Source organism: Clostridium sp., from assembly GCF_036646415.1.
GTDB lineage: Bacteria > Bacillota > Clostridia > Clostridiales > Clostridiaceae > Clostridium_J.
Genome location: NZ_JAVXMF010000007.1, coordinates 73,928 through 89,459, shown reverse-complemented (window position 1 = coordinate 89,459; position 15,532 = coordinate 73,928). Strand labels below are relative to the sequence as shown.

Sequence of the window (15,532 nt, the reverse complement as noted above, 5' to 3'; positions counted from 1 at the left end):
GGGAGGGATATAATGGCAACAATTTTAATTATTGAAGACGATAAAAATCTTAATAAAGGTGTTTCCTTTGCATTAAAGAAGGATGGGCATAATATAATTTCAGCTTATACAAAAGAGGAAGGGAAAAATTTAATCTTAAATAATGAAATAGACTTTTTACTGCTAGATATAAATTTACCTGATGGGAATGGCCTAGATTTGTGCAAGGAAATTAGGAAAAAAGCCAATTTCCCAATTGTGTTTTTTACATCTAGGGATACTGAAGAGGATATGGTAAAAGGCTTTGAGACAGGCTGTGATGATTATTTATCTAAACCATTTTCTATAGAGGTTTTAAAATATAAAATTAACGCTATGTTAAAAAGAAATACAGAAATGAATAAAGAGATTTTTAAATATAAGGATTTAACTATTGATTTTCATAGGATGACGGTATATAAAGAGGAGAATGAAGTGAAATTAACTAGTACTGAATATAAACTTTTAGAGCTATTGGCTAAAAATAAGGGAAGAGTTATGACTAAAGAAATTCTTCTTGAAAAGCTTTGGGATGCAAATAATAATTTTGTAGATGAAAATACTTTAAGTGTAAATATAAGAAGAATACGCAAAAAACTTGAAGATGATCCTAAAAATCCTCGATATATAATTACTATTTTTGGCATTGGATATGCCTTTGGAGAATAAAATGAAAAGTAATTTTAATAAAATAAAGAATATAATTTTAACGGTAATTATCATAATGTGTATTTCCTTTAATATAGTTCTGTGGCTTCTTACAAAGGACATTAAAATAACTATTATTTCTTTAAGTTTTTCTATTACAATAGTATTATTATTCTATTTATATGAGAGGTTATTTCATAATTATATGGAGGATATACTGGTTAAGCTTTCGGATATGTTAGCCACAATTGCGGATATGAAGGAAACAGAAGTTTTTTCAACTATAGAGGATTCACTTTTTTCAAAGCTTCAAAACCAAACTATAAAGATTACTAAAATGTCAAAGGCTCAAAATAAAAAAATCCAAGCAGATAAAAATGAAATAAAAGCTTTAATTTCTGATATAGCACATCAGCTAAAAACTCCTCTTACAAATCTAAAAATGTATGGAGAGTTTCTGTTGGACGATTCTATTAGTGAGGAAGAGAGAAAAGAATTTAGTGAGATAATGATGATTTCTTTGAATAAACTTAGTTTTTTAGTTGAAAGTATGATTAAAATGTCTAGATTAGAAAGTGAAGTTATTCAATTAAATCCTTCAAAGGAAAGCTTAACAGATACAGTTTTATTGGCTATAAAGCAGATTCATAGAAAGGCTAAAGACAAAAGAATAGATATAAATTTTCATGAGATAGATAGGATAGAGGTCGTACATGATAAAAATTGGACTACAGAAGCTTTGTTTAATATATTAGATAATGCTGTTAAGTATACAGGCTGTGGGGGTACGATTAATGTAACGGTTCAAAGCTATGAAATCTTCGTAAGAATAGACCTTGAGGATAATGGTATAGGCATTCTAGAAGAAGAAACACCTAAAATTTTTAGTAGATTTTATAGAGGTCAAAATGTTGGAGAGGAAGAAGGCATTGGTATTGGACTTTATTTATCAAGAGAAATAATTTCAAGACAAGGAGGATATATTAAAGTTAAATCATCAGATGAAAATACTATGTTCTCTGTATTTTTACCAAGAGACATGGGGGATGATAGATAAAACATGTCAAAGCTTAAGGCATGGACCTATGGTGTTATAATAATAAAAGTATAGTATGAATTCAAAAATTATAGTTAATTTGGATCTTGTGTTAGGGAAAAGAAAAATGGCTGGTATGTAATACTTAATAAAAAGCAGTTAGGAACATAATAAAGTTCCTAACTGCTTTTAAAAATTGCATCAATGATTATATTTTACATTTAATATTGGGTATATACAATCTGATTTTCTTTAATTATACTCATCATTAAGTGGCTCGGTTCTTTTAGAGTTTTTTATGCAAATAATATATTGAAAAAACTCTAGCATACTTTCGTCTAACTCTTTACCATCAAGACTATAATACATTCGTGTTTCTGAGAATGGTGAATTTTCTCCTGTTAATTTATAAATGTTCAAATTGCCTCCCAATAAATCATTAGTTGCCTTCACTTGGGGATAAATAATACTAAGCTTATTAGTGGTATAAGTATTGTTTCCTGATTTACCCATTTGATCACAATCATCATAATTATATATTACTGTTAAAATCTTATCTTTAAATATTGAGTATTCACCATTCAAATATGCAGCAAACCACATAATATCTTTCTCTTTACTTTGAAAGGTATGGTTAAGGCCCCATTGTCCATAATATTTGCCCTTAGGCAATTCCTTTTGAAGGGTTTGAAAGTTTTCATATATCATCTTATCTCTAGTATTATTCCAATCTGCATCATCTCCCTGGGTTTTATATGCTTCTACTTGATTTAATACATTTAAATTTACAAGTTTAAACCCAGTAAAGTTTTCGCCAAGATATTCTTTATATATATTCTCTTTCTCTTCTATATCCTTTTGCAATTCCTTTGAGCATTGAGATAGAGCTTTATCACCAAGTTTATCAAAATCATTGAATGTATTTTTGATTTTATCTATCATTGATGTTATTTCTGCTGGTGCTTTCTTCTCTGGTAAAACATCTACTAAAAATCTATAAGCATTAATAGGTTGATGCTCTATATCAACACCTATAACTTGAATTCTTCTCTCTTTAGGTAAGGTATTATTATACTCATATAACTTCTTCCAATGGTTATAACTATCTTTATTCCATGCAAAGGTTCCTTTTAGCGGCTTATATATTTCCTCTAATATTTTCATATCACCGGTATTTAAATACTTATTTATGAAATAAGTATCACTGTAAGATAGTTCACATAAATAGTATTTAAAATCTGTCTTTTCTTTAAAATATTTTAAGAACTTCATATTCAATTGTTCATTAGCCTCAGTTCCATGATTCTCTGCAGTAAAAAATATTTCCTTACCCTCTATATCTGAATCCATAATATCTAAATCTGCAAATTCACTTTCATCTTTCAAATCTATAGCTCTATAGTTTTCTTTCAAATACTCTTCCATGACTTTTCTTTTCTCAGGGGATTGTTCTAAACTTTTATCAGAGAAGTTTAGTGAAGTCTCTCCATTTTTACATCCAGTTAATAATATACTTATTATCAAAAGCATTGATAATAATCTTAAATTGATTCTTTTCATAATAACTTTCATTCCTTTCACTATAATAATTACAATTTTTAATTGTAAAGTATGTTTTTGTTAACTTAAGTATAAAGTTTCCAAGTGGTAGGGTCAAATTATATGAAAATATAGTTGTGAGGATAGTCTATATTCAGACTGTAGTAAGGTTATAAAGGTAACAAAAACCCCCTTGAATTATCAAAGGGGGTAAAATTGCTACAAAAAATTCCAATATACATAGCAGGGAAATCTTATAGGTGTATTTTATTATAATGTATGATTTCTTTTTTAGTTTCTTGAAGCTCTCCATATACTTTACTCATTAAATCAAATAACTCTTTAGTATTATCCATAAGACATCTCCTTCACCTGTTAAATTAAGTATCTATATATTGCTTTATTATCTCATTATCAGGAATTATCCTGTTTCATTTATGGAAACTAATACCTAGTTCATAAGATTTATTATACTTGATTATTAGGAATAGTGCTATAACTTTAGTATGTTATTAAAGGTAAATTTATGCCTGAAAATATAGGTTTTAAAAGATAATAGAAGAGATTATCAAATGCAAATATAGTGTTTTAGAATATGTTGTAGAGAACCGTATCACAAATAAATGAGGTTTTTACTAAAATCGGACGTAGTGAAGGAAGCAATAGTGCTCCTTCACTTATTTTATTTACTTGTAATTATTTAAAAGTTATTCTAATTATGGTATTAAATCACAAATGTGTATACTAGTAAGTTGTGATTAAACTTATTATAAGGAATTAAGGATATGTAAAATAACAAAATAATTTAATAAATTTATGTATTTCATTCTATCTTTTATAAACTTAAGGTTTCGTAAGGTTTTTTTATAATTATTGTAAAGTCTATCTTCTATAATGAAATTATGATGTTAGGAAGGAAGTGGAAGATATGAGAAAAGCATGTAAAAAAATATTATGGCTTAGTATAATAGTAATTTGCGGATTTTGGTATATGACAGGAAATTCAGCCTTAGAATTAGAAAATACAAATATTAAAGGAATTGATATTAGTTTAAATGACAAAGATAAGTTAGTACAACAAATTGGTAGTAATGGGGAGAAAAAATTACTATTAGTAAATGGAAAGTATGGCTTAGATAAAAATTATATACCAGAAGGGTTATGTATACCCAATATACCATTTTCAGATATATCAGATGATGAAGAAAAACATGTAGCAGGAGTTATTGTAAAGCCATTAGAAGAATTGATAAATACGGCTAAAGAAGACGGTATAATATTACTTGGTAACTCAGGTTATAGATCATATAAATCGCAGGAAAAACTTTATATTAGTAGAGTGAAATCAGAAGGCAGGAAGCTTGCAGATGCATATGTGGCTAAACCTGGATCAAGTGAACATCAAACAGGGCTATGCATTGACATTACTAATAAAAATGGCTATTTGGTAAAAGGAACAGAAGAGGGAGATTGGCTTGCAGAGAATTGCTATAAATTTGGTTTTATTGTAAGATATCCTTATGGGAGGAAAAATATAACAGGAGTTGAATATGAACCTTGGCATATTAGATATGTAGGAAAGGAAGCTGCTAAGTATATTTATGATAATGGAATTACATTAGAGGAGTACTTAGAACGGCAATTATAAAAATGGAGGAATAAATGAATATTAATATTCTTGTGGTAGACGATGAAAAAGAAATAAGAGATTTGCTAGAAATAAACCTTAGAAATGAAGGGTACAGTGTATTTAAAGCAAGCTGTGGAGAGGAAGCCTTAGATATATTAGAGAAGGAAGAAATTCATTTGATAGTTTTAGATATAATGATGTCAGGTATTGATGGGTTGGAGGTTTGCAGAAGAGTAAGGGAAAAGTATACCATACCAATTCTTATGCTAAGCGCAAAAGCAGAGGATATGGACAAAATTCAAGGTATTCTGACCGGTGCAGACGACTATGTATGCAAGCCTTTTAATCAATTGGAACTTATAGTTAGAGTAAAGGCATTACTGAGAAGAGCATATTTTTTAAATACTAAAATGCAAGTTTCAGAGGACTTAATAAGAATTGAATCTATGGTTATATATAAGAGTAAACATAAGGTAACTGTAGATGATAAAGAAGTAGATCTAACGGCTAGGGAGTTTGAAATATTATATCTGTTAGCTACAAATAGAGGAAGAGTTTTTAGTGCAGAGGAAATTTTTGAAAAGGTATGGAAGGAAAAATATTATCAATCTAATAATACTGTTATGGTGCATATGAGCAGACTAAGGGATAAGATAGAACATCATATGGAAGGAAATAAGGTAATTCACACTGTATGGGGAGTTGGATATAAAATTGAAAAATAAAAGATTCTATAAATATTGGTTATCATCATTAGCTGATGTAGCAGCTGCTGGATTATTAACTTATATAATTTGGGTAATATTATATTATTTATATATAAAAACTCAAATTCAACTTATTAATCATATTTTTAAATTTGGGAAAATTATCGAAGATAATATGTTCGGAGATGCAGACTATATAATTATTAAAGTATTATTATTTGTGGGATTATATTTGCTCATGACCTATAGAAAAGCTAAAAGTTTGGCAGCTATTATAGATCAAACTGAAATAATAGCTAATGGTGACTTGGACAGACTAATAGAAGTTAATGAAAAAAGAGATATTAAAAATTTAGCGGAAAATATCAATAATATCTCAATGCAGCTGAAAGAGATAACAGTAGAAGAAAGAAAAGCGCAACAAACTAAGAATGATTTGATAACTAATGTTTCTCATGACTTAAGAACTCCATTAACTTCTATAATGGGCTATTTGGAAATTATTGATACTGATAAGTATAAAGATGAAGTAAGACTGAGATATTACGCTAATATAGCATTTGAAAAAGCAAAAGCATTGAATTTACTTATTAATGACTTGTTTGAGCTTACTAAAATGCAAAATAACACTATTAATTTAGATAAAAACGATATTAATTTAGTAGAATTGCTAGGTCAGGTGGTTGCATATTTTGAATATCAATTTAAAAATGCAAACATGCAATCAAGAATCAACTTTTCTGAGGATAAGCTAATAGTAAATGCAGATGCAGGGAAGCTAGTTAGAGCATTTGAAAATTTGCTGTCCAATGCAATTAAGTATGGCCGAGATGGTTTTTATATTGATGTAATGACAAAAATTGAAGAGGATATGGCAGTAGTTCAAGTTGTAAATTATGGTCAGTCAATCTCATCAATAGAATTGCCATATATATTTGATAGATTTTATAGAGTAGAAAAATCAAGAAATAGTGATATAGGTGGGTCTGGATTAGGACTAGCTATTACAAAAAATATTATAGAATTACATCAAGGAACGATAGTAGCCTATAGTGATGAGAAGAAAACTATCTTTGAAGTAAGATTACCAGCTAAATAACTATATTGATATTAAATGTAAAAACCTCACTTGTAGTAGTTACGGAGAACTGTATCATAAGTAAGCCTCCAAATTTTATATTTGGCAAGGCGAACTTACACCTGCGAATAAATATGAGTAGTGTGTTTCCTTTGAAGATATTGAGGTTTTTAGCTTTAACCATTGAAATAACTTGCCTAAGGCTATTTTTATAGGCAAAAACACCGTATCATAAGTAATATGTTTATTTACAAAAAAGAATAAGTTTTATATTGACTGATACCTAAGGGAATAGATTAATATAGAAAAGAGAGGTGATGGTATGTTAATAAATGAAGTCTGTAGTTTAACAGGATTAACAAAGAAAGCTATTTCTTATTATGAGCAACAAGGATTAATAAAGCCTAGAAAAGGGTGTAATGGATATAGGGAATATTCAGGGTATGATGTAGGTTTATTAAATGAGATTTCTTTATATAGAAAGTTAGATATATCAATTAAAGATATTAAGACAATAATAAAAAGTAATGATAAAAAGAGTATTCTTAATAAAATTATTGGGGAGAAACATAAGAAAGAAATGCAGATAAAGATGCAAAAGATATATTTAGAGAGAATTATCAATAATGATTTTAGCGAAAAGTCTATAAAAGAATTAAATGAAGAAATTATAGAAATTGAAAAAAATAATGGAGAGTTTATTAGGAGAGAATTAGTTAGAGTTTTTCCAAGTGGATTAGGGAAGTATTTATCATATCATTTTGCACCTTATTTAAATGAGCCGTTAGATACAGTAGATAAATATAGGGCTTGGATTGAAATAGTTGAATTCTTAGATAATGTTCCAGAAATAAAAATACCTAAGAGTATTGAAAAAGTATATGAAAATATCACAGATGAAATGTGTAAGCAACTTAATGATAATGTAAGAAATGAAACAGAGAGCATGTTGAATGCTAAAGGCGAAGAATTAGAAGCATATAAGAAAAAAATATTAAGTGGAATAGAAAAGCAAAATGATGAATCTTTATTAGAAATAATGAATCCATTTTATAAGTTTAAAAAGCAACTTAATAAATTCTATAATAATAGTGGATACTATAATATTTTTTTACATAACATGAAAATAATAAGTAGCTCATATAGACAATACCATGATAAGCTTACACAATTAAATGATATGCTATCTAAAGAACTAGGAATTAAGTATGATGAAAATATGAGAATAATAAGAATTTCAGAATAGAAGTTTATTTTTAAGTGATGTATGAAAAGATTATGCTTTAAAACTAATTTAATCATATAAACAATTGATGCACATTTATAAAAGTATCAAACATATCCAATACTACTCCTTGACTATGATGAAATATCGCAAATAGTCCTAGGGGGGATAAAACGTTTAAAACCCCCGTAGCCATCCTACTACGGATTTTAAAGAAACGTTATTTAACAAAACTTACCAAATATTATTTATCAATTCACTCATAGTACTAGTTATATATTTATATATTTATAGTAATAGTATTTAGGCATATGAAAATAAATAATAAGTCAAAGATGCGAAGGATATTTTGATTTAGACAAGGAAGTAAGTTCCGCAGATAGTAGAACTATCTAAGGGTTCTGCTGACGACGTATCACTCAAAATAGCCTAGGCGATTGACTTATTTATTTTATGAAGATGCCTTATATGAGAAAGGTTACATTACCTATATGTATATATAAATTAAGTAGGTGTGCAAGTAGATAAAGAAGATGGGTAAGGAGGATAATGTTATATGATAGAAGGGAAATGTCCAATGACAGGAAGAACAAGCAAAGCAGCAACAGGTGGGGGAACAACTAATGAGTATTGGTGGCCAAATCAGCTTAAGCTTAATGTTCTTCGTCAAAACTCAGAACTAAGCAATCCTATGTCTAAAGGTTTTAACTATGCTGAGGAATTTGAAGAACTAGATTATTATGGACTAAAGAGTGATTTATATGAGCTCATGACAGATTCTAAGGAATGGTGGCCTGCTGATTATGGTCACTATGGACCATTCTTTATTCGTATGGCTTGGCATAGTGCTGGAACTTATAGAGTTGGTGATGGTAGAGGAGGTGGAGGACAAGGATTGCAACGTTTCCCACCACTTAATAGCTGGCCAGATAATATAAATTTAGATAAAGCACGTCGTTTACTTTGGCCAATTAAGAAAAAATATGGAAATAAAATATCTTGGGCTGACCTTATGATATTGACAGGTAACTGCGCATTAGAATCTATGGGATTAAAGACAATTGGTTTTGGTGGTGGCAGAGTGGATGTTTGGGAACCACAGGAGGATATTTACTGGGGTAGTGAAAAAGAATGGCTTGGAGATGAGCGTAATAAAGATGATAAAGAACTTGAAAATCCTCTTGCTGCTGTACAAATGGGCTTAATTTATGTAAATCCAGAGGGACCAAATGGAAACCCTAACCCTAAGGCATCAGCCAATGACGTAAGGGAAACATTCTCTCGTATGGCAATGAATGATGAAGAAACTGTTGCTCTTGTAGCAGGTGGACATACTTTTGGTAAATGTCATGGTGCTGCATCACCTTTATATGTTGGACCAGAACCAGAAGCTGCACCTATTGAACAGCAAGGGTTGGGGTGGCAAAATAGCTATAAAACTGGTAAGGGCCCAGATACCATAAGTAGTGGGCTTGAAGGTGCATGGAAAGCAGAACCTATAAAGTGGACGATGGGTTACTTAAAAACATTATTTAAATATGAGTGGGAATTAGTTAAAAGTCCTGCAGGAGCATACCAATGGTTAGCTAAAGATGTAGATGAAGAGGATATGGTAGTTGATGCCCATGATCCATTAAAAAGGCATAGACCTATGATGACCACAGCAGATTTATCACTTATTTATGATCCTATTTATAAATCAATAGCAAAGGATTATCTAGAAAATCCAGAAAAATTTGCTGAGGATTTTGCCAAAGCTTGGTTTAAATTAACACATAGAGATATGGGACCAATATCAAGATATCTCGGACCAGAAGTTCCAACAGAAAGCTTTATTTGGCAAGACCCAGTGCCAGAAGTTAACTATAAATTGGTTAATAAAAAGAATATTTCAGAGCTTAAGAAAAAGATTTTAGATTCAGGCCTATCAATATCAGAACTTGTTATAACAGCTTGGGAATCTGCATCAACATTTCGTGGTTCAGATAAGCGTGGAGGGGCAAATGGGGCAAGAATACGCCTAGAGCCACAAAGACAATGGCAAATTAATGAGCCGAAAAGGCTTAGCAAGGTTTTAAATACCCTAGAAAGAATTCAAATGGGTTTTAATAGTTCACATTCAAAGGAGAAGAAGATTTCTTTAGCTGATATTATTGTATTAGGTGGATGTGTTGGTATTGAACAAGCTGCCCAAAATGCAGGGTACAACATTACTGTTCCTTTTACTCCAGGACGAACTGATGCAACACAGGAGGAAACAGATATAAATGCATTTAGTGTTCTTGAACCTAAGGCAGATGGATTTAGAAACTATATAAAAGATAAATATGCAGTAACATCAGATGAAATGTTAATTGATAGAGCGCAATTATTAACACTAACTATTCCAGAAATGACAGTATTAATTGGTGGTATGCGTGTGTTAAACACTAATTATAAACAATCAAAGGATGGGGTGTTTACAAAGAGGGAAGAATGCCTTACAAATGATTTCTTTGTAAATCTTCTTGATATTAATACTGAGTGGAAGGAGTTGCCTGAATATAAGGGGAAATTTATAGGTTTTGATAGAGAAACAGGGAAGAGGAAGTGGACAGCAACAAGCGTTGATCTTATATTTGGATCAAATTCACAACTTCGAGCAGTTGCTGAGGTGTATGCATCTAATGGCAATGAGAAAAAGTTCATAGAAGATTTTGTAGCTGCATGGAATAAGGTAATGATGGCAGACCGTTTTGATGTTGAAGAATATTATTAAATAAAAATAATCAAGAAATTCTTTAAATGTGCATAAGCAATTTTTTCAGATAAAATATGATCAATATTTGTTATATTAGTTTCAGGATATTTACATTAAATTATTAAATGGAAAAACCTCATTTGCAGTGGTTACGTAGAGCAGTACCATAAGTAAATGCAAAAGACAGCCTTAACCATTGAATTTACTTGGCTAAGGCTGTTTTTATAAGTGGGGAAATTGTGTCGCAAGTAATAAATTAACCCCTTGAAATATATCAAGGGGTTTAGTATTTTGAAAAATCTGTGGGTTTTATTTTGGAAAGATTTTTTCAAAAATACACAGTCCTTTATTTATTTTTTAAAGGAGGATATTTTATAGTTTCTAATTCCGTCTCGGTTAAATAGGCTCCTCCCCATATTTTTGCCTTTATATCGTCTTCAAGCATTCTTGAAGCGTTAAACGATATTTTCCCCCAATCATAATGATACATATAATATATACCTGGATCTTCATCTTTAATAGATACACAATACTCATATCCACCCATTGTCCAATCTTTAAAGAAATCCTCAACTACAATATATTTCTTATCAATTCCCTGTTCCTGCATCCTCTTTTTCAGGTTCTTTACCAAAGTATTTATCTAATTCCTTTTTCATGTTATCTGGAATCTTTCTTTCAATTGGAAATACTACTGAGTTTACAATGGATTCGCTGAATTCTTTTGTTATTATGGTAGTTTTTTCTAAGGCCTCAGCACTTAAAAAATCCATAACATCGTTACGACTGTGGATGAATGCTCCACCCATAGGTGCAAAACGGCAGAATGTAAGAGACGGAATTCCTGCATCTGCAAAGGCTGTGGAATCACTTGAATATATGCTCTGTTCTACCTTAAGTGGGAAGCCTTTAATTTTAGCCATATGATCAATATAATCAATCAAGCTTTGCTGTGCGGTAACTAGGGCCTTCTCTTTTCCGAGAATGGAGCCTGCAACGTCTACATTAATCATTAGAAGGTGTTTTTGTAGTTCTTCCTCATGGGCCTTTAAATAAGCTTTACTACCAAGAAGTCCAACCTCTTCAGAACCATACCATACAAATTTTAAAGTTCTAATTGGCGGATTTTCTTTAAAATGTCTAAGAAGTTCCATTATAATAACTGAACCAGCACCATTGTCATATACACCAGTACTGAAAGGAGTACTGTCATAATGAGCACCGAAAGATATTATCTCATCAGGGTATTTTGTACCTTCTAAGGTTACAACAATATTATGTGAAGTAAGCTCTATATCTTCAGTAATTAGTTCTACTTTCACTTTAGAAGCTTTGTTTTGAACCATATGGAAGCCGTCTTTCATACGCATATTTATAGCATGTACTTTTCCGTGTTGAGTATTCTTTTCACGCATTCTACTTACAGTAATATCAGTTTTATCTTCTTCATCCATAGCAGTACCACACATGGTTATATAACCAGCAATACCAGCTTTTATAAGTTTTTTATAAAGCTTAGGATGTGGACCCATATTTATAAGTACAAATTTTCCTTTAAGGTCTATTAAATTTGCATCAAGCCCATCTTCTATATATACAAAATCTGTAGTTATTCCACCTTCAGGTGTGCTAATTGAGCAGTTATATGGTGTAATGTCATATTCTTTTTCATAAGGCTCAACTACCTTCAGAGTAGCTTTCTTAATATTGGAAGTAGGAACTTTAAAATCTTCTAAGTGTCCTTGGCACCCTATTGAAGATATTTCCTCAAGTAGAAGGTTTGCAGCTTTTAATTCCTCTTCTGAACCACTGGTTCGTACAAAACCAATTTTCTTTAAAAGTTCAAATTCTCTTTGACTATCGATTGACATAACATTTCCCCCTTTGTGTATGTAATTATATATAGTATACCAAATTTAGAAGAAAATTAAAAATGTGGAGAGTAGTACCATAATATAAACACAAAAATAAAAGATAATAATCTCATTTAGAGATGACTAACCCCTTGAAGTATATCAAGGGGTTTAGTGTTTTATAATATGTTGTAGAGAACTGTATAAGCAGATTATTATACGATATTTAAAAGGAGACGCACAAACTATTTATTCAACAGTATTGCGACATCTCCTTCTACTTAATTTTGGGATATACATTTCTTGGGACAGGCATATTGGCAAGCTCCACAGTCAACGCATGCTGACTCATGAATTAATCTTTGTCTATCTTCTTCTTGTGTTATACACCCAACAATACATACTCTTTGGCAAGTTCCACACCCAACACAATCTGATTTATTAATTCTTCTAGGCATAGTTTTCTCCTTTAATTAAAGTGTTTGCTTACAAGAGTTAACAGTAACTTCTAATACTCTTGTTAGGAATGAGTATTTTTCGCTCATCATCTTAAAGTGATCTCCATCTTTTAAAAATTTAGCAGTTCCTTCAAGTAAAAATCCAGTTCCCATATAGTTATAGCCCATTACTTCTTTACTGCCAATTGTTAATTTAACTTTAGGATTAGCAGTAACATTTTCTTCTGTCTTAATCATAGCGGCTGCAGGAATTAAAATTTTATTTTCATCCACAATAACTAAATAGCTATTCCATGTATTACACACATGGGCTTCATTGTTTGAGCAAGATACTATTGAAACTACACCTTCATTTTTTAATACATCATAAAATTTTTCTGTAAGCATTGTACAATTCCTCCTAAAAATTTATTAAGTAATACATTTCAAATTTTATATTAAATATATTACAGATAATTAATATCTATGATTATTATATAGTGGTATTTTTATAAAGTCAACAACAAATAAAAATATTGCAGATAAATATTATCTATAATGTTTATTGGGTATATGTTGACTAATAAAAAATAATAAAGTACTATGTGGAGAGATTATATTGTTGTATAAGGAAGGTGATTTAATTGCAATTTTCTATAGGAGTAGAGTATGCATTACATTGTTTATTATATATGGTGGATATCCCATCAGGAAAATCTGTTGGGATTAAAGACTTAGCAACATATCAAGGCGTGTCAGAGACTTATCTATCAAAAGTATATACAAAACTAAGAAAATCGGGTATTGTGAAGTCAATTCCAGGTGTTAATGGAGGATATGAATTAGCCCGTTCTCCAGAAAATATAACATTTTGGGATATTGTTGAAGCTGTAGAGGGGAATTCACCATTATTTCAGTGTGCAGAGATTAGGCAGAAGGAGCTGTTATTAGATAAAAATAATTTACCTGATACACATACAAAATGTCCTTGCTTAATAAAAGTTGTGATGTTAGAAGCAGAAGATCAGATGAGACAGTATCTGAATAATAAGACATTAGCATGGTTGCATGAACAGGTAAAGAATAAAATTCCTGAAGAGAATAGCAAAGCAACTATTGAATGGTTTAATAATACTAAATCAAGGTAAGCTTAAGATTTTAAAGTAATGTTGTTTTTAGTAAAAGTCTACGATATACATGTTACGGTGAACCATACTATAAGCAAATGAAAAAGACAGCCTTAACCATTTAAATTAATTGGTTAAGGCTGTTTTTATAAGTGTAAAAATTGTGTCACAAGTAATAATAAAATTAACCCCTTGAAGTATATCAAGGGGTTTAGTGTTTTTATGTTTTTATGTTTTTATGTTCTTTAACCATTAAACCATTGATATAACTGGAGTGGAGCCTCCTAGAGATAAAGTTAATTTCCCTCAAAATTTAAATTATAAATTCAAAAAAATTCAGCTTAAATTGTATTATTTCATAATAAAATAAAAATTTTTAAATTAATTAGGAAAATAGGTGTAAATTTTTGTGATAGTTCCATATATAGAATTGAAGGCTTTAAATAAAAGTGGTAATAGGGGAGATAGTTATGAAATATACAATTATGGGTTTTAGGCAAGAAAAATTAGTTGAGTTAGGTCTTGATGTTTTGGATGCTACTATTCTTAGATACTTCATTGATTTTAAAGAAGCTAAAGGAATGAAGGTTCAAATTGTAGATGGACGAGCTTATTATTGGATTCGTTATGATGGGGTCATAAAGGAGTTACCTATACTTAAAATGAAGAAATGTACTGTACAAGCTAGATTTTTTAAATTAAGAGATGCAGGAGTACTTACTCACCAGGTTATAAGAGAAGGTGGTACATACTCTTATTTTGGTATAGGCAGTAGATATATAGAACTTATAACTGGGGAGACAAATATAGATGGTGGAAATACTGATAAATCAAATAAAGGATATAAAGAAGATAAAGAGGATAGAAATATAGGCATTAATAAGGTTGATACATTATATGAAGATACTGAAAATCTAGAGAATAAAGTTAGCTTTCAGGAGGAAAATACCTTAAAGACCATGGATGAAAACTTAGATGGTACAGATAAAAATCAACAGGGTGTGGGTGAAAACTTTAAGAGTGTGGATGAAAACTTTAAGGGTGTGGATAAGAACCTTAAGGGGTGTGAGCTGAAACCTACAACAAATAATCCCTCTACTAAAGATCCATCTATTAAAACTAATAATAACGTGTTCCTGAAGGAAACGGCTTTTGAAATTATAGAATATCTAAATCTGCAAACTGGGAAAAAGTTTAAAGGTAATACTAAAGCAACGGTTAAGCTTATTCAGGCAAGGCTTAGTGAAGAGTTTACTGTGGAGGACTTTAAAACCGTTATCCACAACATGAAATCAAGATGGACAGGTACAAAGTTTCAGCAATATTTAGTTCCTACCACACTATTTGGGAATAAGTTTGAAAGCTACCTAAATCAAGGCAAGGAAGTAGAGCAGGATGGACTTAAAAGGGGAAATGTTGTTAGTGGTAATGAAGAATCTAGAGCAGAGTTAGAAGAGAAGCTGCGTAATATGGTTTTAAAGGAGGACATGTAAT

Annotated in this window: 14 protein-coding genes; 9 read left to right on the top strand and 5 right to left on the bottom strand. The window is 30.5% G+C overall.

The window, feature by feature from the left end; genetic code table 11:
- Positions 1 to 12: 12 nt before the first annotated feature.
- Together RSD37_RS07105 and RSD37_RS07100 are read left to right on the top strand one after the other, a co-directional pair.
- Positions 13 to 687 (top strand): response regulator transcription factor, encoded by a 675-nt coding sequence (locus RSD37_RS07105; protein ID WP_346946019.1) that lies wholly within the window; start codon positions 13 to 15, stop codon positions 685 to 687.
- A gap of 1 nt (position 688) precedes the next feature.
- Positions 689 to 1,723, top strand: coding sequence for a HAMP domain-containing sensor histidine kinase (locus RSD37_RS07100; protein WP_346946018.1), 1,035 nt, complete (start codon positions 689 to 691; stop codon positions 1,721 to 1,723).
- A 231-nt stretch (positions 1,724 to 1,954) separates the two neighbouring features.
- Here the strand turns inward: RSD37_RS07100 and RSD37_RS07095 are convergent, their stop codons facing one another.
- Positions 1,955 to 3,262, bottom strand: coding sequence for an erythromycin esterase family protein (locus tag RSD37_RS07095; protein ID WP_346946017.1), 1,308 nt, complete (start codon positions 3,260 to 3,262; stop codon positions 1,955 to 1,957).
- 907 nt (positions 3,263 to 4,169) lie between these two features.
- Here RSD37_RS07095 and RSD37_RS07090 point away from each other — a divergent pair.
- From RSD37_RS07090 to katG, 5 genes are all read left to right on the top strand, one after another.
- Positions 4,170 to 4,889 carry a M15 family metallopeptidase gene (locus tag RSD37_RS07090; RefSeq protein WP_346946016.1) on the top strand — a complete coding sequence of 240 codons (720 nt, stop codon included), beginning with the start codon at positions 4,170 to 4,172 and terminating at the stop codon, positions 4,887 to 4,889.
- A 14-nt stretch (positions 4,890 to 4,903) separates the two neighbouring features.
- Complete coding sequence (locus RSD37_RS07085) at positions 4,904 to 5,596, top strand: response regulator transcription factor (protein WP_346946015.1); 693 nt, start codon at positions 4,904 to 4,906, stop codon at positions 5,594 to 5,596.
- Positions 5,586 to 6,677, top strand: coding sequence for a HAMP domain-containing sensor histidine kinase (locus RSD37_RS07080; protein ID WP_346946014.1), 1,092 nt, complete (start codon positions 5,586 to 5,588; stop codon positions 6,675 to 6,677). Before RSD37_RS07085 ends, RSD37_RS07080 begins: the two co-directional genes overlap by 11 nt.
- 301 nt (positions 6,678 to 6,978) lie before the next feature.
- Entirely contained in the window at positions 6,979 to 7,902 is a 924-nt protein-coding gene (locus RSD37_RS07075) for a MerR family transcriptional regulator (RefSeq protein WP_346946013.1), read from the top strand.
- Between the two features lie 535 nt (positions 7,903 to 8,437).
- Complete coding sequence (gene katG / locus RSD37_RS07070) at positions 8,438 to 10,639, top strand: catalase/peroxidase HPI (protein ID WP_346946012.1); 2,202 nt, start codon at positions 8,438 to 8,440, stop codon at positions 10,637 to 10,639.
- A 328-nt stretch (positions 10,640 to 10,967) separates the two neighbouring features.
- Here the strand turns inward: katG and RSD37_RS07065 are convergent, their stop codons facing one another.
- The 4 genes from RSD37_RS07065 to RSD37_RS07050 all read right to left on the bottom strand — a co-directional run bounded on the left by RSD37_RS07065 (position 10,968) and on the right by RSD37_RS07050 (position 13,319).
- Positions 10,968 to 11,231, bottom strand: coding sequence for a hypothetical protein (locus RSD37_RS07065; protein WP_346946011.1), 264 nt, complete (start codon positions 11,229 to 11,231; stop codon positions 10,968 to 10,970).
- Positions 11,212 to 12,492, bottom strand: a complete 1,281-nt coding sequence (locus RSD37_RS07060) for a M28 family peptidase (RefSeq protein ID WP_346946010.1) — start codon at positions 12,490 to 12,492, stop codon at positions 11,212 to 11,214. The genes RSD37_RS07065 and RSD37_RS07060 overlap by 20 nt, the downstream gene beginning before the upstream one ends.
- 263 nt (positions 12,493 to 12,755) lie before the next feature.
- The gene (locus RSD37_RS07055; protein ID WP_346946009.1) at positions 12,756 to 12,932 is read right to left on the bottom strand and encodes a 4Fe-4S binding protein; all 177 of its coding nucleotides are present in this window, start codon (positions 12,930 to 12,932) and stop codon (positions 12,756 to 12,758) included.
- 15 nt (positions 12,933 to 12,947) lie between these two features.
- Positions 12,948 to 13,319 (bottom strand): pyridoxamine 5'-phosphate oxidase family protein, encoded by a 372-nt coding sequence (locus RSD37_RS07050; protein WP_346946008.1) that lies wholly within the window; start codon positions 13,317 to 13,319, stop codon positions 12,948 to 12,950.
- Positions 13,320 to 13,555: 236 nt separating this feature from the next.
- Between RSD37_RS07050 and RSD37_RS07045 the strand changes: the two genes are divergently transcribed.
- Complete coding sequence (locus RSD37_RS07045) at positions 13,556 to 14,059, top strand: Rrf2 family transcriptional regulator (RefSeq protein ID WP_346946007.1); 504 nt, start codon at positions 13,556 to 13,558, stop codon at positions 14,057 to 14,059.
- Positions 14,060 to 14,508: 449 nt separating this feature from the next.
- Positions 14,509 to 15,531: a conserved phage C-terminal domain-containing protein gene (locus tag RSD37_RS07040; RefSeq protein WP_346946006.1), complete on the top strand. Its 1,023-nt coding sequence runs from the start codon at positions 14,509 to 14,511 to the stop codon at positions 15,529 to 15,531.
- The last annotated feature ends 1 nt before the right edge of the window (position 15,532 follow it).